Origin of the sequence: Lichenibacterium ramalinae (genome assembly GCF_004137085.1) — a bacterium.
Classification (GTDB): Bacteria; Pseudomonadota; Alphaproteobacteria; order Rhizobiales; family Beijerinckiaceae; genus Lichenihabitans; species Lichenihabitans ramalinae.
Window position 1 is genome coordinate 94,493 of the sequence record NZ_QYBC01000002.1, and the last position, 18,774, is coordinate 113,266.

Here is an 18,774-nt window from a genome sequence, read left to right on the forward strand (position 1 = left end):
AGGCCCGGCGCGGTCCTTCCCGTCAGCCCGCCGGGGCGAGGCGGCGGGCCCAGAGCAGCACCTTGGCGGCGAGGTCGTCCGCGCCGAAGGGCTTGGTGAGGTGGTCGTCCATGCCGGCGGCGCGGCACAACGCGAGCTGTTCGGGGAACACGTTGGCGGTGAGGGCCACGATCGGCACGCTGCCGGCCGGGCCGCCGAGGGCGCGGATGCGCCGCGTGGCGTCGAGGCCGCCGAGGACCGGCATCTCCATGTCCATCAGCACCAGGGCATAGTCACGGCGCGCGACCGCCGCGACGGCGGCGAGGCCGTCGCCGACCACGTCGACCTCGGCGCCGAGCGGCTCCAGCAGCTGCAGGGCCAGCTTCTGGTTCAGCGACACGTCCTCGGCCAGCAGCACGGCGGACCCCTTCAGCGCGTCGCGCGTCGTGTCCGGCGACCGCCCCCCGACGCTTGCCGGCGCCTGCGGTACGGGATCGGGCGCGGGCGGCAGCGACAGGGAGACGGTGAAGCGCGCGCCGGCGCCCGGGGCCGACACCACCGTGATGACCCCGCCCATGGCTTCGACGAGGCTCTTCGAGATGGCGAGCCCGAGCCCCGTGCCGCCGAAGCGGCGCGCGATGGTGCCGTCGGCCTGGGCGAAGCGCTGGAACAGCCGCGGGATGCCGTCGCTGGCGATGCCGACGCCGCTGTCGACGACCACGAAAGTCAGCGCCACGGGCCGCCCCTCCGCCCCGCCCTCGGCGCCGAGGCTCACCCGCACCGTACCGGCTTCGGTGAACTTCACGGCATTGGCGAGCAGGTTCAGCAGCACTTGCCGCAGCCGGTCGGGGTCGCCCATCACGGGACCCAGGGGCGTGCCGGGCAGCTCGACGGCGAGGGCCAGGCCCTTCCGGTCGGCGTCGGGCCGCACCAGGGCGGCGGCGTCCTCGACGAGCCGGGCCGCCGAGAAAGGACGCGCGTCGAGCCGCACCGCACCGCTGCCGAGCTTGGCCAGGTCGAGGGCGTCGCCCACGATGGTCAGCAGGCCCCGGCTGGCCTCCTCGATCCGCTCCAGGCTGCGGAGCGCGCGGTCGTCGCCCGCCCCGTCCCGTCGCAGGATCTCGGCGAAGCCCACGATGCCGTTGAGCGGGGTGCGCAGCTCGTGGCTGAGGTCGGCGAGCAACTCCGTGCGTGACTCCGCCAGCGCCTCGGCACTCTCGACGGCCCGCCGCCCCGCGAGCGCGTCGCCGGCCAGCACCGCCATATCCTCCAGGCGCCGGATGTCGCGCCCGGAGGGCGAGGGCCGCGGATCCGTGTCGATGGCGCAGACCACGCCGATGAGCGCACCGTCCCGCCCCGACACGGGCGTGCCGGCGTAGAAGCCCGGAGCCGTCGGCAGGAGCTGCTCGAACGGCCCCAGTCCGTCACGCCCGAGGTCGGGCATCACCCGCGTGTGCGGGTCCGTCAGGGGCTCGACGGCCGGGACGCCGCGCCGGGCCGCATCGGGGTCGAGCCCGACCTGGGCCACGATCCGAGCCTCGCCCGCGTCGAAGAGCGCCAGGACGGCGATGGGGGCCTCGAGCAGGTCCGCCACGAGCGCGACGAGGCGGTCCAGCACAGGGTCGCGGACCAGCGGCCCTTCGGCCTGCCACGCCTTCACCGGTTCCACGCCATCCGACATCCACAGCGGCCCTCGACGCGGATCCCGATCCGCACCCATCATCCTTCGCGGATATCTGTCGCTTTTGTGAGAAAAAAACGTGGTTTTCCAAAGCCGTCGACTCTCTTCCCCGGACATGGTGTCGCAGTCGGGCGCGGCCGCGGCCCATCTGCCGACCAGGCCCGGGGGGAAGCGGCCGGGAGAAGCGGCCGGGAGAACTGGCCAAGACGGGCGCGACGCGGTAACCCCAGGCGGGTGACGGCGACCCCTCACCGGCCCCGGCCTGCCCTCGAGTGTCCCATGCGCGATCCAACCCTGACCCGCCTCGTGATCGCCACGCACAATGCCGGAAAGATCGCGGAATTCCGCGACCTGCTCGCCCCCTACGGCGTCACGGCGCTGTCGGCCGGCGACCTCGGCCTGCCCGAGCCCGACGAGACCGGCACGAGCTTCGCCGCCAATGCGCGGCTGAAGGCCGAAGCCGCGGTGCGAGGCACCGGCCTGCCGGCGCTCGCCGACGATTCCGGCCTCTGCGTGGAAGCGCTGGACGGCGCGCCCGGCATCTATTCGGCGCGCTGGGCCGGCCCCGACAAGGACTTTTCCGGCGCGATGGCCCGGATCGACGCGATGCTGACGGAACGCGGGGCCACGGACGCCGCCGCGCGACGCGCCCACTTCACCGCGGCGCTGGCCGTCGTCTGGCCGGACGGGCGATGCGAGGCGGTCGAAAGCCATGTGCACGGCGTCATCGTCCATCCGCCGCGCGGCGACAGGGGCTTCGGCTACGACCCCAGCTTCCTGCCCGACGGGCACGGCCGCACCTTCGGCGAGATGTCGGCCGAGGAAAAGCACGGCCTGCCGGCCGACGGGGGCGAAGCGCTGTCCCACAGGGCCCGCGCCTTCCAGATCCTGGCGGCGCGCCTGTTCGGGGCCCCGTGACGACGCGGACCGCCCCGGTTTTGTTTGCCGCGTGACCCGCGCCCCCGCGCCGTGCGATAAGGCGGCATGACTGCCCTCGGCTCACCCGACCCCGGTTTCGGCATCTACGTCCATTGGCCGTTCTGCCTGTCGAAATGCCCCTACTGCGACTTCAACAGCCACGTCCGCCAGGCCCCGGTGGACGAGGCCCGCTTCCTTTCGGCCTTTCGGCAGGAGCTGGCGCATCGCGCCGCCCTGACGCCGGGCCGCAGGGTGCGGTCGGTGTTCTTCGGCGGCGGCACGCCTTCGCTGATGCGGCCCGCGACGGTCGGCAGCATCCTCGACGCCATCGGAGGCCATTGGGAGGTCGAGGCCGATGCCGAGGTGACGCTCGAGGCCAACCCGACCAGCGTCGAAGCGACGCGCTTCCAAGGCTACCGCGCGGCGGGCATCAACCGCGTGTCGCTCGGCGTGCAGGCGCTGAACGACCCCGACCTCAAGGCGCTGGGCCGGCTTCACAGCGCCGACGAGGCCCTCGCCGCAGTGGCGATCGCGGCCCGCCACTTCGAGCGCTTCTCCTTCGACCTGATGTACGCCCGCCCGGGGCAGACGGCGAACGCCTGGAAGGCCGAGCTCCACGGCGCCATCGACCGGGCCGCCGAGCACCTGTCGCTCTACCAGCTCACCATCGAGCCCGACACGATGTTCGAACGGCTCTACAAGGCCGGCAAGCTCGCCGTGCCGGACCCCGAGCAGGCCCGCGTGCTGTGGGAAGTCACCCAGGAGCTGACGGCGGCCCGCGGCCTGCCGGCCTACGAGGTTTCGAACCACGCCAGGCCCGGCGCCGAGTCGCGCCACAACCTCGTCTACTGGCGCTACGGCGAATATGCCGGGGTCGGCCCCGGCGCCCATGGCCGCATCCTGACGCCCGACGGGCGGCGCGCGCATTCGACCGAACGGCATCCCGAGATGTGGCTGACCGTGGTGGAGGGCGAGGGCCACGGCCTCGTGGCGGACGAGGGCCTGTCGTCCGAGGAACAGGGCGACGAGTTCCTGCTGATGGGGCTGCGCCTCGCCGAGGGGATCGATCCCGCCCGCTTCGCCGCCCTGGCGGGCCGGACGATCGACGGCACGCGCGTCGCCAGCCTGATCGGCGACGGCCTCGTCGAGCGATCCTCGACGGGCCGGCTGCGCGTCACCCGCGAAGGATTTCCGGTGCTCGACATGGTGGTGGCGGACCTCGCCGCCTGAAGCAGGATCGGCTGTCTCGGAAGCCCCGACACCACTCCGTCGAGCCTGCTCGGAGACCGGCGGACGGAAACCCGACCGGTCGCTCCATCCGCGATGCGGGCGACCGCCCCGGTGTCGCAGGACGGGGACGGGTCTTCAGCTCTCGCCGGACAGCCGCACGATCCCCGCCACGTCGGCCCGCGCCGCGGCATCGGCGATCCGGACGCCGCGGATGATGCGCTCGGGCACGAGTTCGGCCAGCGGCACCAGCACGAAGCCGCGGTTCAGCACGTCGCGGTGCGGCAGGGTCAGCTCGGGCGTGTCGACGCTGTCCTCGCCCCGGTACAGGATGTCGATGTCGATGACCCGTGGCCCCCAGCGCACCGTCTCGACGCGGCCGAGCGCCACCTCGACAGCCTTGACGCGGCGCAACAGGTCGCGGGGCGGCAGGGCCGTCATCCCGACCGCACAGGCATTGACGAACCAGTCCTGCGGCACACCTCCCCAGGGCGGCGTGCGGTAGAGCGTGGACAGGCGGAGGTCGCGGGCGATGCCGGCGGCCTCCAGCAGGCGCGCCGCCCGGGCCACGTTGTCGACCTTGTCGCCGACGTTGCTGCCGAACTGGAACGCGACCTCGACGGCCCCGCGCAGGCGGCTCACGGCCGATCTCCGGTCGGCAGGATCGCGCCGAAGACCTTCAGGGCCGCCACGTGGTCGGCGACGTCGTGCACCCGGAAGATCGCCGCGCCCGCCGCCGCGGCGGCGAGGTTGGCGGCCAGGGTCTCGACGCCGCGGCGCTCGACCGGCGCCCCCGTGATGGCGCCGAGGAAACGCTTCTTCGACAGGCCCACCAGCACCGGCAGGCCGAAGGCGGCGCGCAGGCGGGGGATGGCCCGGATGGCGTCGACCTGTTGGGCTTGCGTCTTGCCGAAGCCGATGCCCGGGTCGAGCACGATGCGGTGAAGGCGCACGCCGGCCTCCGCCGCCAGGGCGAGGGAGCGGTCGAAGAAGCGCAGCATGTCCTCGCCGACGTCGAGCGCGGGATCGACGGCGTGCCGGTTGTGCATCAGCACGGCGCCGGCCTCCTGGGCCGCCACGCAGGCGGCCATGCGGGCGTCGCCCTGGAAGCCCCAGATGTCGTTGACCACGGCGACACCCGCGGACAGGGCCAGGGCCGCCACCTCGGGCTTGGTCGTGTCGACCGACAGCGGCACGCTCACGCGCGCCGCCAGCGCGGCGACGGCAGGGCCGATGCGCCGCCATTCTTCCTCGGCCGGCACCGGCGTGAAGCCGGGCCGGGTCGATTCGCCGCCGACATCGAGCAGGGCGGCGCCCTCCGCCACCAGGGCCTCGCCGCGCGCCACCGGATCGGCGTCGTGCCGGCCGCCGTCGGAGAAGGAATCGGGCGTGACGTTGAGGATGCCCATGACGGGGCGGAGCGCCTCGGCCCCGGCGAGCAGGCGGTCGAGGCCGGCCGCGACGGCGGGCGTCAAGGCCGGGGGCCTCGTCGGAGAGCGGGACCCGTCATGCCTAGCGTCCCGCCAGCACCATGACGGACTTCTCGCGCCGCCGCTCGACCGAGGACGGGATGCGCAGGCTTTCGCGGTATTTCGCCACCGTGCGGCGGGCGATATCGATGTTGGCGGCCTTGAGCCTGGCCACGATGGCGTCGTCGGACAGGACGTCGGCGGGCGTCTCGGCCTCGATCATCTGCTTGATGCGGAAACGCACCGCTTCGGCGGAGTGGGAGGCTCCGTCGAGCGTGGAGGCGATCGACGCGGTGAAGAAATACTTGAGCTCGAAGATGCCGCGCGGGCTCGCCATGTATTTGTTGGACGTCACGCGCGAGACGGTGGATTCGTGCATGCCGATCGCGTCCGCCACGGCCTTGAGGTTCAGCGGACGCAGGTGCTGGACGCCGTGGGCAAAGAAGGCGTCCTGTTGGCGGACGATCTCGCTCGACACCTTGAGGATGGTGCGGGCCCGCTGTTCGAGGCTCTTGGTCAGCCAGTTGGCGGTCTGCAGGCAGTTGTTGACGAAACTCTTGTCGGCGTCGCTGGCGGTGCCGCGGGTGACGCGGGCCCGGTAGGACTGGTTGACCAGCACGCGGGGCAGCACGTCGGTGTTGAGGTCGATCAGCCAGGACCCGTCGGGGGCGGACCGCACGTAGACGTCCGGCACCACCGTCTGCACCGGCCCGCCGCCGTAGGAGCGGCCCGGCTTGGGATCGAGCCGGCGGATCTCGCCCACCATGTCGGCGAGGTCCTCGTCGTCGACCCCGCACAGCCGCTTCAGTCCGGCGTGGTCGCGCCGGGCGAGCAGGTCGAGACGGCCGATCAGCGCCGCCATGGCGGGATCGAACCGGTCACGTTCCTTGAGCTGCAGCGTCAGGCATTCGGCGAGCGAGCGCGCCGCGACCCCGGTCGGCTCGAAGGTGTGGACGATGGCCAGCACGGCCTCGACGCTGGCGACCGATACGCCGAGCCGCTCCGCCACGGCCTCGACGGGCTCCGACAGGTAGCCGGCCTCGTCGACGGCGTCGATCAGGCTGTGACCGATCAGGCGGTCGACGGGATCCGTCACGGCGAGCAGGAGCTGGGCCGCCAGGTGGTCGTGCAGCGAGGGCAGCGACGCCACGTAGCGCTCGAGATTCGAGCCTTCGCCCTCGGCCGAGGGCGGCGCCCCCGTCCAGGACGTGGCCGACAGGCCCATCATGTCGCCCGCCGGGTCGGCGGCCGGCCCGGTCCGTTCCCCATCGAAGCTGTTCTCGAGTTCGGTGCCGAGACCGGCCTCGAGGGCGCCCCGGTCGGTCGCGAACTCGTCGCTGGTCCAGTCCGCCTCGACGGGGTCGCCGGTCGCGGGCGGCTCGGCCGGAGGCTCGTGCTCGCGCGGGTCCGGCCCCTCCTCGGCCCGTTCGAGCAGGGGGTTGCGCTCGAGCTCCTCCTCGATGAAGGAGGCGAGTTCGAGGTTCGACAGTTGCAGCAGCTTGATCGCCTGCATCAGCTGCGGCGTCATCACCAGGGCCTGGCCCTGGCGCATCACGAGCTTGGCTGAAAGCGCCATTCGGTCCCTGTTCCCCGGATCCGCCGCCGGAGCTGCGGTCCGCCGCGTCGCCCGCCCCTGCCGTCGCCCCCTCCATAGCATGGTTCCCGGTAAAGGAACCCTCCCGCGGCGATCCGGCCCCGTATTTGCATGGGAGTCCGGTCGTGGCGCGATGGCTACATGCGGAAGTCTTCGCCGAGGTAGAGGCGGCGCACGTCGGGGTGGGCCACGATCTCGTCTGCGGTGCCCTCGGTCAGGACATGGCCGGAGTGGATGATGTAGGCGCGGTCGATCAGGCCCAGCGTTTCGCGCACGTTGTGGTCGGTGATGAGCACGCCGATGCCGCGCTGCTTCAAATGCCGGACGAGGTCCTGGATGTCGCCGACCGCGATCGGGTCGATGCCGGCGAAGGGCTCGTCGAGCAGCATGAAGGAGGGGTGGCCCGCCAGGGCGCGGGCGATCTCGCAGCGCCGGCGCTCGCCGCCCGACAGCGCGATGGAGGGGGCCTTGCGCAGCCGCGTGATGGAGAACTCGTCGAGCAGCTGGTCGAGCTCGCGGTCCCGCTGCTTGCGGTCCGGCACCGTGATCTCCAGCACGGCCCGGATGTTGTCCTCGACGTTGAGGCCGCGGAAGATCGAGGCTTCCTGCGGCAGGTAGCCGATGCCCAGCCGGGCCCGCCGGTACATGGGCAGGCCCGTGACGTCGTGGCCGTCGATCTGGATCATGCCCTTGTCGGGCTTCACCAGCCCGGTGATCATGTAGAAGACCGTGGTCTTGCCGGCGCCGTTCGGGCCCAGCAGGCCCACGGCCTCGCCGCGACGGACGTTGATCGACACGTCGTGGACGACCTTGCGGCCCTTGTAGGCCTTGCCGAGGTTGAACACGCCCAGCATGCCCTCGGGGGACAGGTCGCGCAGGGTTCCCGGCGCCATGTCCCAGGCGGGGTCGCGGGCGTAGTCGTCGTCCGGCGCCTGCGCGTCATCATAGGCTTCGGGCAGGCCGCCGCCCTCGGCGTCGAGCGCCGGGTCCGGCCAGGCGCCGTCGGCCAAGTCCTCGGGCAACGTGTCCTCGGGCAGCGTGCCGTCGGGCCAGGCAGCCTCGTCGGGCCAAGCCATCTCGGACCCAGCCATCTCGGAACCAGCCATCTCGGAACCAGCCATCTCGGGCTCAGCCATCTCGGGCCCGGCCGTTGCGGCCGCGTTCGCCGCAGGCTGGAAAGCGGGCTCGCGACGCCGGGGGTCCGGCGCGACGGAAGCCGCGGCTGCGGGCGCGGCGCGCGAGAACAGCCGCCGGAGGCCGCGCGGTCTGGATGCGGGTGCCGCCACGCCGGGACCTTCCGCCGTCACTGCGCCGCGTCGGCGTCGCGGGTCAGGGCGATGGCGCCGCGGTGCTTCGCCGCCGTCCGGCCCTTCGGCGCCGCCTTGCCCGGAGCCGTCTTGGCCGGCGCGCCCTTCGCCGGGCCGCCCGGGGTGCCGCTGCCGGGCGTGAAGATGCTCATGACGCGGCCGCCGTTCGTCGCGCCGGAGAAGACCTGCGCCTGGCCCGACGTCATGTCGTAGATCAGCCTGTCGCCCTGGGTGACGTTGGGACCCTGGCTCAGCGTGACGTTGCCGAAGAGATAGACCTTGTTCTCGGCCTTGTCGTAGGTGGCGCGGTCGCCGGTGCCGACCTGGTCCTTCGAGATGAGCGTCACGGGCCCGTCGGCATCCATGTGCCGCACCGAACTCCCCTGTCCGGGCGCGGCGCCGTCGGCCGGCGCGGTGGCGCCGCCGGCACCCGGCGCGTCCTTCTGCAGGTCGATGTTGAGCTTGGACGCCTTCAAGGTCGAGTCGCCCTGGATGACGACGACATTGCCGGTGTAGATGAGCTTGTTGTCCTTGTTGAGGAAATCGAGCTTGTCGGCCGAGATGTTGACGGGCTCCTTCGAGCCGCTGCCGGGCAAGAGGGGCACGCCGGCCGCGGCCTTCCTGGGCGCGGCATCGGCGGCCGGGGCCTTGGCGTCGTCCACCGAGGGGATGGCGGCGGGCGTCTTCGCCTTGGCACAGGCCGGCGCCGCCGACACGGCGAGGACGAGGGCGGCGGCGACGGCCCCGGGGAGCATGCGGTGCATCACGGAGCGGTGCCCTTCATTGTGGAGGCTGTCTGGGCGGCGGTCGCCGCGGGCGTCACGACGGTGTGGACGTGGCCCTCGAACACCACGGTGGCGCCGTTGTCGACCATGTGCATGCTGTCGGCCGAGACGGTGCCGGTGGTCATCACCACGGTCAGGGGCTCGTGCGTCTCGACCGCCCCGGTCTTGAACGCGATGAAGGCGCTGAGCATGTGGGCGTCGAGGCCCTTGTCGCTCGTCAGGTGGATGGCGCTCTTCAGCTGCATGGTCTCCTTGGAACTGTCGTAGAGACCCGCCGCCGACACGATGTGGACCACGCTCTGGTCCGCCATGGTGACGTGGGCGTCGATGTCGTGCAGTTCGAGCACGTTGGGCGTCTTGGCGTCCTGCACGGCGGAACTCGCCAGCAGGTCGTAGGGACGTCCGTCGGAGCGGAACCCGGTGAGCTTCGGGTGGTCCATGGTGACCTTGCTGCCGCTCAGCCCCACGCCGTCGATCGACAAGCCCGGGATGACGGCGCGGAAGGGGTTGAAGAAGGCGAAGACCACGATGGCCACCGAGCCCAGAACGGCGCCGAACAGGATGAAGCGGCGCAGCAGCCGCACCCGGGCGGTGTGTCGCCCGGCGGCCTTGAAGGCATCGACGCGCGACGTCGCGGCATCGGGAGACGCCACCGCGTCCGGCGCGGCCTGGCCCGACGCTCCCGCATCGGGCGCGGCCTGGCGCACGTGAGGCCGCGCGGGCAGCCCGGAAGCTGGCGTCCGCCCGGGGGCGGTGGCGAGATGAGTCATGCGCTCACAACAGGAAGGCCGGAACCTGGACGTAACCCCGAAGCCGTGGCCAAGTTATGGCCGGCGGCCCGTGTCTCGCAGGGCAGGGTTGTGCCGGACTGATCGTCACTCGTGCGCGAAGATGTCGGTGTCGCCCCAGCCCATGAGGTCGAGCCGGGCCCGGGTCGGCAGGAAGGCGAAGCAGCGCTGCGCCACCTCCGTGCGGCCTTCGCGGGCCAGCATGGCGTCGAGCCGGGCCCTCAGGGCGTGGAGGTGCAGCACGTCCGAGGCGGCATAGTTCACCTGCGCGTCCGACAGCGTGTCGGCGCCCCAGTCCGACGATTGCTGCTGCTTGGACACGTCGACGCCGAGGAGCTCGCGGCAAAGCTCCCGCAGCCCGTGCCGGTCCGTGTAGGTCCGCACCAGCTTGGAGGCGATCTTGGTGCAGTAGAGGTTTTCCGTCATAGCGCCGAAGGCGTTGAACAGCACGGCGACGTCGAAGCGGCCGAAGTGGAACAGCTTCTCGACGGCGGGGTCGCGCAGCAGCCGTTCGAGGTTCGGCGCCGCGGTCTGGCCCTTGGCGACCTGCACGAGGTCGGCCGAGCCGTCCCCGGTCGACAGCTGCACGACGCAGAGCCGGTCCCGGTGCGGCCGGAGCCCCAGCGTCTCGGTGTCGATGGCGACGCTGGTCCCGGCCCGGTAATCGGCCGGCAGGTCGCCCTTGTGCAGTCGGATGGCCATGGCGGCTTTCGGGTTGGGTCCGGCCCGTGCCGGACGTGCCCGCACCTTAGAGCCTGACGGGCTCGCCTTCCAGAGTCGGCGTGTGTCGGCACCGGCGCGACACAGGCCGGAGCGCGCCGCCGCGCCGCGACCTGCCCCCACGGCGCCGGCGCGGACGGGAAAACCGGCGGCTTTCGCGCTTGCCGCCGCGGCGGGGTCCCGTGGTAAGGGCGGGGTCCCGCCGCGCGCCGCACGGCGGGCACCTCCTCGGGTCGGCTCCGGCCCGGGCCTGCGAGCAGGCTCGCCCCTTTTCCAGCCGGACCCTGTCGGCGACAGCACGACCGGGCCCGGCGAGCGGGATCGAAACGCCACGATGCGCCTGACCTTCGTCATCGCCAGCACCGTCGGGGCCGCCGCCGCCGTGGCGCTCGTGGCCTTCTACGGCTGGCAGCCGATCGCCGCCGCCGTCGCCGCCGTCGGCTGGGGCGTGGTGCCGGTGTCGCTCGTGCGGGTCGGCGAGGCGGCGGGGGCGGGCCTGTGCTGGTGGCTGCTGCTCGACCGGCAGAACCGCCGCACGCTGCGGGCCTGCCTGCTGCTCCGCTGGGTGCGCGAATCCGTCAACGTCCTGCTGCCCGTGGCGCAGGTCGGCGGCGAAGTCGTGGGGGCGCGGCTCATCACCTTCTGGGGCGTGCCGAGCGGCCTCGCGGTGGCGTCCGTGCTGGTCGACCTCCTGGCCCAGACCGTCACGCAGTTCGTCTTCACCCTGATCGGCGTCGCGCTGCTCGCCACGGTCGGGGGCGGCGACGCCATCGTGCGCTGGGTGGCGCTGGGCCTGGCCCTGCTGGCCCCGGCGCTCGGCGGCTTCTACGCGGCCCAGCGCTTCGGCGGGGCCCGGCTCGTCGACCGGGTGGTGCGCCACCTCACCGACAGCCCGCAATGGACGGCGGTGGGGGGCGGCCTCGCCGCCGTGAACGACGCCTTCCTGGCGCTCTACCGGCGCCGTGGACGTCTCAGTGCGGTCTTCGCCCTGCACTTCGCCATCTGGTTCTTCGGCGTCCTCGAGGTCTGGTTCGCGCTGCGCGCCATGGGGCATCCGGTGCCCTACGGCACCGCGCTGGTGCTGGAAAGCCTCGGCCAGGCGGTGCGGGGCGCGGCCTTCGTGGTGCCCGGGGGCATCGGCGTGCAGGAAGCCGGTTTCGTGGCGCTCTGCGCCGTCTTCGGCATCCCGGCGCCGGCCGCCATCGCCCTGTCGCTCGCCAAGCGCTTTCCCGAGGTGGTGCTGGGCCTGCCGGGCCTGCTCGCCTGGCAGGCCCTGGAAAGCCGCCGCATTCTGGTGCGAGGTGCTGTGGCGGGCGCGCCGCAGGCGGACGGCAAAGGCGCGGCGTCGGACCCGGCACCGGCGGAAGCCGCTGGACAGGCCCGGCATCCGGAGCCATCCCGTCGCCTGTCCCCGGCAGCCCGCATCGACGCGGCAGGGCCCGACGGCCCGAGACGATAGAGAGACCATGCAGAACGCGATGCGACGGCGCGGAGCCCTCCTGGTGCTGGGGGCAGCCGTGACGATGGGGGCGGCCCTGTCGATGGGGACGGCGGAACCGGCCTCCGCGGCCCCGCCGCCCGAGCCCGCGACGGCTCCGGCTGCCAGCCCCGCCGACCCCGCCGCCCTGGTGGTGCAGGACTTCTACGACGCGCTCTTCGACGCCATGCGCCACGCCGGCGAGTGGCACATGCAGGGCCGCTACGACCACCTCCACCCCGTGATGACCCGCCTCTTCGACGTCGCCACCATGACCCGCATCGCGGTCGGGCCCGACTTCGCCAAGCTCGCGCCCGACCAGCAGGCCGCGCTGCGCGACGCCTTCGGCCGGCTGCTGGTGGCGACCTTCGCCTCCACCTTCGACGACTTCAAGGGCGAAACCTACAGGATCGACGCCGACGTCTCGGCACGGGGCCAGGACAAGTTCGTGAAATCGAAGTTCAACGGCTCCGGCGCGCCGGTCGACATCAACTACCTGCTGCGCGGCAAGGCCGGCGACTGGAAGGTCGTCGACATCTACCTCAACGGCACCATCAGCCAGCTCGCCACCTGGCGGTCCGAATACGGCTCCACCTTCGAGAGCGGCGGCTTCGACGGGCTGATGGCGGCCGTGAAGGCCCAGACCGACAAGGACATGAAGGCATTCTGACCCTCGTCACGCTCCTGCTCCTCGCCCTGGCCGGGGCCGGCTGCGCCTATGCCGTGCTGGCGGCCTGGCTCGTCAGGCGCGGCATCCGCCTTGGCGCGCCGGTCCCGCCAGCGCCGGTCGGCCCCGCGCCCGGCGTGAGCCTGTTGAAGCCGCTCTACGGTGACGAGCCGGACCTCGCCCGCAACCTGCGCTCCTTCTGCCGGCAGGACTACGATGGTCCCGTACAGATCCTCTTCGGCGTGGCGCGCGCCGACGACGCGGCGGTCGGGACCGTCGAGCGGGTGCTGGCGGAGTTCCCCGGCCGCGACGTCGCGCTCGTGGTCGACGAGCGGCGCCACGGCACCAACGGCAAGGTGTCGAACCTCGTCAACATCGCGGAGCGGGCCCGCCACCCCGTGCTGGTCTTCGCCGACAGCGACATGCTGGTCGGCCCCGACTACCTCGCCCGCGTGGTGTCGGCCCTCGAGGCTCCCGGAACCGGCGCCGTCACCTGCCTCTACCGGGGGGTCGCGGTGCCGGGGGTCTGGTCCCGGCTCGCCGTGCAGTGGATCGACCACCACTTCCTGCCGAACGTCGTGGTGGGCCTGGCGCTCGGCCTCGCCAAGCCCTGCTTCGGCTCGACCATCGCGCTCCGTCGCGACACGCTGACGCGCATCGGCGGCTTCGCGGCCTTCAAGGACCGGCTGGCCGACGACTACGCGGTCGGGGCGGCCGTGCGGGCGCTCGGCCTCGCCGTCGCGGTGCCGCCCGACCTCGTGCTCGGCCACACCTGCACGGCGGACAGCTTCGGCGCCCTCCTGCGCCAGGAGCTCCGCTGGTCGCGCACCATCCGTTCGGTGGATCCGGCGGGCTTCGCCGGCTCGGTCGTCACCCACCCGGTGCCGCTGGCGACCCTGGCGGCGCTGCTGTCGGGCTTCGGCCCCGGCGCCATGGCGATGCTCGGCCTCGCTGTGACATCGCGGCTACTCCTGCAGATTATCGTCGGCCGCACGCTGAACACGGGAACGAAAAGCCTTATTCTCGGCCCCGTCCGCGATTACGCGGCTTTCCTGGTCTTCCTCCTCGGCTTCTGGCCCGGTTCGATCGATTGGCGCGGCCACAGCTTCGCGCTGCACACCGATGGATCGATGACGGCGCCCGACAAAGCAGGTTCTTGATGCGCACTCTGTTCCTCCAGGCTCCCTCCTTCGACGGCTACGACGGCGGCGCCGGCGCGCGTTACCAGATGAAGCGCGAGGTCAAGTCCTTCTGGTATCCGACCTGGCTGGCCCAGCCGGCCGCGCTGGTCGAGAACTCGAAGCTCATCGACGCCCCCCCGCACAAGCTGAAGTTCTCGGACATCGCCCCGCAGGTGAAGGATTACGACATGGTCGTGATGCACACCTCGACGCCGTCCTTCGACTCCGACATCCGCACGGCCCGCATGCTGCGCGACCTCAAGCCCGACCTCAAGATCGGCCTCGTCGGCGCCAAGGTGGCGGTCGAGCCGGTGCAGAGCCTCGAAGCCTGCTCGGCCCTCGACTTCGTCGCCCGCGAAGAGTTCGACTTCACCATCAAGGAAGTGGCGGACGACCGCGACTGGTCCAAGATCGACGGCATCACCTATCGCAACCGCGAGGGCGTCATCGTCGGCAACCAGGACCGGCGCATCCTCGAGAACATGGACGAGCTGCCCTTCGTCACGCCCGTCTACAAGCGCGACCTCGAGATCGAGAACTACTTCGGGGGCTACCTCAAGCACCCCTACATGTCGTTCTACACCGGCCGCGGCTGCAAGAGCCGCTGCACCTTCTGCCTCTGGCCGCAGACGGTGGGCGGCCACAACTACCGCACCCGCTCGATCGGCCACGTGATGGACGAGTTGCGCTACGCCCGCGCCGCCTTCCCGCAGGTGAAGGAGTTCTTCTTCGACGACGACACGCTGACCGACAACCTGCCCCGCGTCGAGGCGCTGGCCCGGGAGATCGGCAAGCTCGGCATCACCTGGTCCTGCAACGCCAAGGCCAACGTGCCGCGCGACACCTTGAAGGTGCTGAAGGACAACGGCCTGCGCCTGCTGCTGGTCGGCTACGAATCCGGCAACCAGCAGATCCTGCACAACATCAAGAAGGGCATGCGCACCGACGTGGCGCGTCGCTTCACCAAGGACTGCCACGAGCTCGGGATCGTGATCCACGGCACCTTCATCCTCGGCCTGCCGGGCGAGACGAAGGAGACGATCGAGGAGACGATCAACTTCGCCAAGGAGATCAACCCCCACACCATCCAGATCTCCCTGGCGGCGCCCTACCCCGGCACCTTCCTCTACAAGCAGGCCAAGGAGAACGGCTGGCTCTACGACGAGAGCCAGGACCTGCTGACCGAGGGCGGCACCCAGATCGCACCGCTATCCTATCCGCACCTGAACCACACCGAGATCTTCACCTCGGTCGAGGACTTCTACCGGCGCTTCTATTTCCGCGCGCCGAAGATCGCCTCGATCGTCGGCGAGATGGTGCGCTCCCCCGAGATGATGAAGCGCCGCCTGCGCGAGGGCGTCGAGTTCTTCCGCTTCCTGCGCGACCGCAAGGAAGCCGCCTGAGCGCGAGCATCGCCCGTCTCCCGTGAAGCGGGGGAAGGCGGCCCCGCGCGGCGGGGCCGGGTGAGGGACGGGCGACGGTCTCGCCTCCCCTCATCCGTCGCGGCTTCGCCGCGACCCCTTCTCCCGCCCGCGGGGGAAGGACGTTCCCATGCCCAAGCACCTCATCGTCACGGCCGACGACTTCGGCCTCTCGTCCCAGGTCAATGCCGCGGTCGAACGCGCCCACCGGGACGGCATCCTCACCGCCGCGAGCCTGATGGTGGCGGCCCCCGCCGCCGCCGAGGCCGTGGCGATCGCCCGCCGCACACCGAGCCTGCGCGTCGGCCTGCACCTCGCGCTCGTCGACGCCCGCCCCGCCCTGCCGCCCGACGCCGTGCCCGACCTCGTCGGCCCGGACGGCTGGTTCCGGCGCGACACCGCCCGCTTCGGCGCCGCGCTGTTCTTCTCGCCGCGCATGCGCGGGCAGCTCGCCCGCGAGGTCGCGGCGCAATTCGCCGCCTATGCCGCCACCGGCCTGCCGCTCGACCACGTCGACGCCCACCAGCACTTCCACCTGCACCCGACGGTGGCGGGGCTGATGATCCGCATCGGCGCCCGCCACGGCATGCGGGCGGTGCGCATCCCGGCGGAACCCGTGAGCGTCGTCCGGGCCATCGAGCCCGAGGCCCGCATTGCCCTGCCCGCCATCACGGCGCCCTGGACGCGCCTGCTCGGCGCGCGGATGCGGCGGGCCGGATGCCGGGTGCCTGACCAGGTCTTCGGCTTGAGCTGGACGGGCGCCATGACGGCGCGCCGGGTCGCGGCCCTGCTGGACCGCCTGCCCGCGGGCACGACCGAGATCTACACCCATCCGGCGCTCGACGGCGACTACCCGGGCGCCGCCCCGGGCTACCGCTATCGCGACGAGTTCGAGGCCCTGCTCGACCCGGCCGTGGCCGCCGCCGCCCGGCGCAGCGGCGCCACGCTCGGGGGCTACGGCGACCTCGGATGACGCGGGGCGGCCTTGCCGGGCCGCCCGCCCGCGCTCTATCGGGGTGACCCTTCCTCCAACGCTGGAGCTCGCCATGAGCCTCGACGTCGTCTCGGACACCCGCTGCTTCGGCGGCCGGCAGATCACGCTCAAGCACGAGTCCGCCGCCACCGGCACGCCCATGCGCGTCGCCGTCTTCCTGCCGCCGCAGGCCGAGCGCGGCCCCGTGCCGGTGTTCTGGTTCCTGGCGGGACTCACCTGCACGGAGGACAACTTCATGCAGAAGGCCGGCGCGCAGCGCGTCGCCGCGGAGCTCGGCCTGGCGCTGGTCGCTCCCGACACCAGCCCGCGCGGCGAGGGCGTGCCGGACGACCCGGCCTACGACGCCGGCCAAGGCGCGGGCTTCTACTGCGACGCCACGCAGGCGCCCTGGTCGACGCATTTCCGCATGCGCCGCTACATCGAGGAGGAACTGCCGGCCCTGCTGGGCGCGGAGCTGCCGCTGGACCTCGGGCGCCAGAGCCTCTGCGGCCATTCCATGGGGGGCCACGGCGCCCTCACGGTCGGGCTGCGCCAGCCCGGGCGGTTCCGCGCCGTTTCGGCCTTCGCCCCCATCGCGTCGCCTATGAACTGCCCGTGGGGCGAGAAGGCGCTGGGCCTCTACCTCGGCCCGGACCGCGCGGCCTGGCGACCCTACGATGCCTGCGCGCTCATCGCCGACGGGGCCCGCCGCGCCGAGATCCTGGTCGACCAGGGCACGGCAGACCCCTTCCTCGACGGCCAGCTCAAGCCCGGGCTGCTCGAGGCGGCGTGCCGCGACGCCGGCATCGCGCTGACACTGAACCGGCGCGACGGCTACGACCACTCCTACTTCTTCGTGGCCTCGTTCATCGCCGACCACCTGCGCTGGCACGCCGACCGGTTGAAAGCCTGAGCCGCCATGTCCGACCGGCACCTTGGAACCAATCCAAGTTGCGTTCTGTTGGTCCCGGGAGAGAGGCAGGGTCCGCAGGCGGGCCCGGGCGTATGTGACGCCTGTGCCCCTCGCGACACCATGATGGACGGCATGAGCTCCTCACCCACGCCCCAGCCCGCCGGGATGGATACGATCCCGGTCAGCTTCACGTTGAACGGCGCCGCGACGACGCTCGACCTCGCGCCCTGGACGACGCTGCTCGACGCGCTGCGCAACCACCTGGGCCTCACCGGCACCAAGAAGGGCTGCGACCACGGCCAGTGCGGCGCCTGCACGGTCCTGGTCGACGGCCAGCGCATCAACGCCTGCCTCACCCTCGCGGTGATGAAGGACGGCGCCGACATCCGCACCGTGGAGGGCCTCGCCGAGCAGGGCCACCTCCACCCCGTGCAGGATGCCTTCATCGAATACGACGCCTTTCAGTGCGGCTATTGCACGCCCGGGCAGATCTGCTCGGCCGTGGGCCTCATCGCCGAGGGCCACGCCCACACGGCCGACGAGATCCGTGAAGCCATGAGCGGCAACATCTGCCGGTGCGGCGCCTACACCAACATCGTCGATGCCGTGAAGCACGTCATCGACGCCCGGGGCGCACAGAGCCTGGAGGCCGCGGAATGAACCGCTTCGACTACATCCGCGCCGAAAGCGTCGCCGACGCCGTCAAGGCCAAGGCCTCGGACTCGCAGGCGCGCTTCATCGCCGGCGGCACCAACATCCTCGACCTGATGAAGTACGACGTCGAGCGGCCGACGCGGCTCGTCGACATCACCCGGCTGCCCTTGGCCGAGATCGCCGAGCGCCCTGACGGCGGTCTTCGCATCGGCGCGCTCGTGTCCAATGCCAAGCTCGCCTACGACGAGCGCGTGCGGCAGCGCTTTCCGCTGCTGTCGAGCGCCATCCTGGCGGGCGCCTCGGCACAGCTGCGCAACGCGGCCTCGACGGGCGGAAACCTGCTGCAGCGCACGCGCTGCTATTATTTCTACGACACCGCGACGCCCTGCAACAAGCGCGAGCCCGGCAGCGGCTGCCCGGCCATCGCGGGTGTGAACCGCATCCACGCCATCCTCGGCACCAGCGAGCATTGCATCGCCACGCATCCGTCGGACATGTGCGTGGCGCTGGCGGCGCTCGGCGCGACCGTGGAGGTCGAGGGGCCGGGCGGCGCGCGCAGCATCGCCTTCGGCGACTTCCACCGCCTGCCGGGCGCCACGCCCGAGGTCGACACCACGCTGCGGGCCGACGAGATCATCGTCTCGGTCGACGTCCCGGCGCAGGACTATGGCCAGCACTACACCTATCTCAAGCTGCGGGACCGCCTCTCCTACGCTTTCGCGCTGGTGTCGGTGGCGGTTGCCCTGAAGGTCGACGGCGGGGCCGTGACCGAGGCCCGCATCGCGCTCGGCGGCGTCGCCCACAAGCCGTGGCGCGACGAGGCCGCGGAACGGCTGCTGGTCGGCCGGCCCGCCGGGCTCGACGCCTTCAAGGCCGTCGCCGACCATATCCTGGCCCCGGCGGTGGGCCGGAGCCAGAACACCTTCAAGATCGGCCTCGCCCGCAAGGCCATCATCCGTGCCCTGTCCCAGGCCGCGGCCGGCACGCCGCAGTCCCAGGTCGACAAGCGCATCCAGTGAG

The 18,774-nt window shown here is 72.0% G+C and carries 18 protein-coding genes; 10 read left to right on the forward strand and 8 right to left on the reverse strand.

The window, feature by feature from the left end; translation table 11 throughout:
- Positions 1-22: 22 nt before the first annotated feature.
- A complete protein-coding gene (locus tag D3272_RS02705) occupies positions 23-1,648 on the reverse strand; it encodes a GAF domain-containing hybrid sensor histidine kinase/response regulator (protein WP_165361189.1) in 1,626 nt (541 codons plus the stop codon).
- Positions 1,649-1,939: 291 nt separating this feature from the next.
- Here D3272_RS02705 and rdgB point away from each other — a divergent pair, with 291 nt between their 5' ends.
- Positions 1,940-2,578 carry an RdgB/HAM1 family non-canonical purine NTP pyrophosphatase gene (gene rdgB / locus D3272_RS02710; RefSeq protein WP_129217553.1) on the forward strand — a complete coding sequence of 213 codons (639 nt, stop codon included), beginning with the start codon at positions 1,940-1,942 and terminating at the stop codon, positions 2,576-2,578.
- A gap of 66 nt (positions 2,579-2,644) precedes the next feature.
- Positions 2,645-3,808, forward strand: coding sequence for a radical SAM family heme chaperone HemW (gene hemW, locus D3272_RS02715; protein WP_129217554.1), 1,164 nt, complete (start codon positions 2,645-2,647; stop codon positions 3,806-3,808).
- Between the two features lie 135 nt (positions 3,809-3,943).
- On the opposite strand, the gene folK is transcribed toward hemW, so the two are convergent.
- The 7 genes from folK to D3272_RS02750 all read right to left on the reverse strand — a co-directional run bounded on the left by folK (position 3,944) and on the right by D3272_RS02750 (position 10,450).
- Positions 3,944-4,447, reverse strand: coding sequence for a 2-amino-4-hydroxy-6-hydroxymethyldihydropteridine diphosphokinase (gene folK, locus D3272_RS02720; RefSeq protein WP_245496348.1), 504 nt, complete (start codon positions 4,445-4,447; stop codon positions 3,944-3,946).
- The gene (gene folP, locus D3272_RS02725) at positions 4,444-5,280 is read right to left on the reverse strand and encodes a dihydropteroate synthase (RefSeq protein WP_245496349.1); all 837 of its coding nucleotides are present in this window, start codon (positions 5,278-5,280) and stop codon (positions 4,444-4,446) included. Before folP ends, folK begins: the two co-directional genes overlap by 4 nt.
- 37 nt (positions 5,281-5,317) lie before the next feature.
- Positions 5,318-6,850 carry an RNA polymerase factor sigma-54 gene (gene rpoN, locus D3272_RS02730; protein ID WP_129217555.1) on the reverse strand — a complete coding sequence of 511 codons (1,533 nt, stop codon included), beginning with the start codon at positions 6,848-6,850 and terminating at the stop codon, positions 5,318-5,320.
- A 155-nt stretch (positions 6,851-7,005) separates the two neighbouring features.
- Entirely contained in the window at positions 7,006-7,944 is a 939-nt protein-coding gene (lptB, locus tag D3272_RS02735; protein WP_245496350.1) for an LPS export ABC transporter ATP-binding protein, read from the reverse strand.
- Between the two features lie 227 nt (positions 7,945-8,171).
- The gene (lptA, locus tag D3272_RS02740) at positions 8,172-8,930 is read right to left on the reverse strand and encodes a lipopolysaccharide transport periplasmic protein LptA (protein ID WP_129217556.1); all 759 of its coding nucleotides are present in this window, start codon (positions 8,928-8,930) and stop codon (positions 8,172-8,174) included.
- A gap of 8 nt (positions 8,931-8,938) precedes the next feature.
- Positions 8,939-9,730 (reverse strand): LPS export ABC transporter periplasmic protein LptC, encoded by a 792-nt coding sequence (gene lptC / locus D3272_RS02745; RefSeq protein WP_129217557.1) that lies wholly within the window; start codon positions 9,728-9,730, stop codon positions 8,939-8,941.
- A gap of 105 nt (positions 9,731-9,835) precedes the next feature.
- The gene (locus D3272_RS02750; protein ID WP_129217558.1) at positions 9,836-10,450 is read right to left on the reverse strand and encodes a ribonuclease D; all 615 of its coding nucleotides are present in this window, start codon (positions 10,448-10,450) and stop codon (positions 9,836-9,838) included.
- A 352-nt stretch (positions 10,451-10,802) separates the two neighbouring features.
- Between D3272_RS02750 and D3272_RS02755 the strand changes: the two genes are divergently transcribed.
- The 8 genes from D3272_RS02755 to D3272_RS02790 all read left to right on the forward strand — a co-directional run bounded on the left by D3272_RS02755 (position 10,803) and on the right by D3272_RS02790 (position 18,773).
- On the forward strand, positions 10,803-11,927 hold the full coding sequence (locus D3272_RS02755) for a flippase-like domain-containing protein (RefSeq protein ID WP_165361191.1): 1,125 nt from the start codon (positions 10,803-10,805) through the stop codon (positions 11,925-11,927).
- Positions 11,928-11,934: 7 nt separating this feature from the next.
- The gene (locus tag D3272_RS02760; RefSeq protein WP_129217560.1) at positions 11,935-12,615 is read left to right on the forward strand and encodes an ABC transporter substrate-binding protein; all 681 of its coding nucleotides are present in this window, start codon (positions 11,935-11,937) and stop codon (positions 12,613-12,615) included.
- Entirely contained in the window at positions 12,612-13,772 is a 1,161-nt protein-coding gene (hpnI, locus tag D3272_RS02765) for a bacteriohopanetetrol glucosamine biosynthesis glycosyltransferase HpnI (RefSeq protein WP_281010607.1), read from the forward strand. Before D3272_RS02760 ends, hpnI begins: the two co-directional genes overlap by 4 nt.
- Complete coding sequence (gene hpnJ, locus D3272_RS02770) at positions 13,772-15,196, forward strand: hopanoid biosynthesis associated radical SAM protein HpnJ (RefSeq protein WP_129217561.1); 1,425 nt, start codon at positions 13,772-13,774, stop codon at positions 15,194-15,196. The genes hpnI and hpnJ overlap by 1 nt, the downstream gene beginning before the upstream one ends.
- Positions 15,197-15,344: 148 nt before the next feature.
- Positions 15,345-16,187 carry a hopanoid biosynthesis-associated protein HpnK gene (gene hpnK / locus D3272_RS02775; RefSeq protein ID WP_129217562.1) on the forward strand — a complete coding sequence of 281 codons (843 nt, stop codon included), beginning with the start codon at positions 15,345-15,347 and terminating at the stop codon, positions 16,185-16,187.
- Positions 16,188-16,260: 73 nt separating this feature from the next.
- A complete protein-coding gene (gene fghA, locus D3272_RS02780; protein WP_129217563.1) occupies positions 16,261-17,100 on the forward strand; it encodes an S-formylglutathione hydrolase in 840 nt (279 codons plus the stop codon).
- Positions 17,101-17,265: 165 nt separating this feature from the next.
- Positions 17,266-17,760, forward strand: coding sequence for a (2Fe-2S)-binding protein (locus D3272_RS02785; protein WP_245496375.1), 495 nt, complete (start codon positions 17,266-17,268; stop codon positions 17,758-17,760).
- Positions 17,757-18,773 (forward strand): FAD binding domain-containing protein, encoded by a 1,017-nt coding sequence (locus tag D3272_RS02790; protein ID WP_129217565.1) that lies wholly within the window; start codon positions 17,757-17,759, stop codon positions 18,771-18,773. The genes D3272_RS02785 and D3272_RS02790 overlap by 4 nt, the downstream gene beginning before the upstream one ends.
- Position 18,774 lies beyond the last annotated feature (1 nt).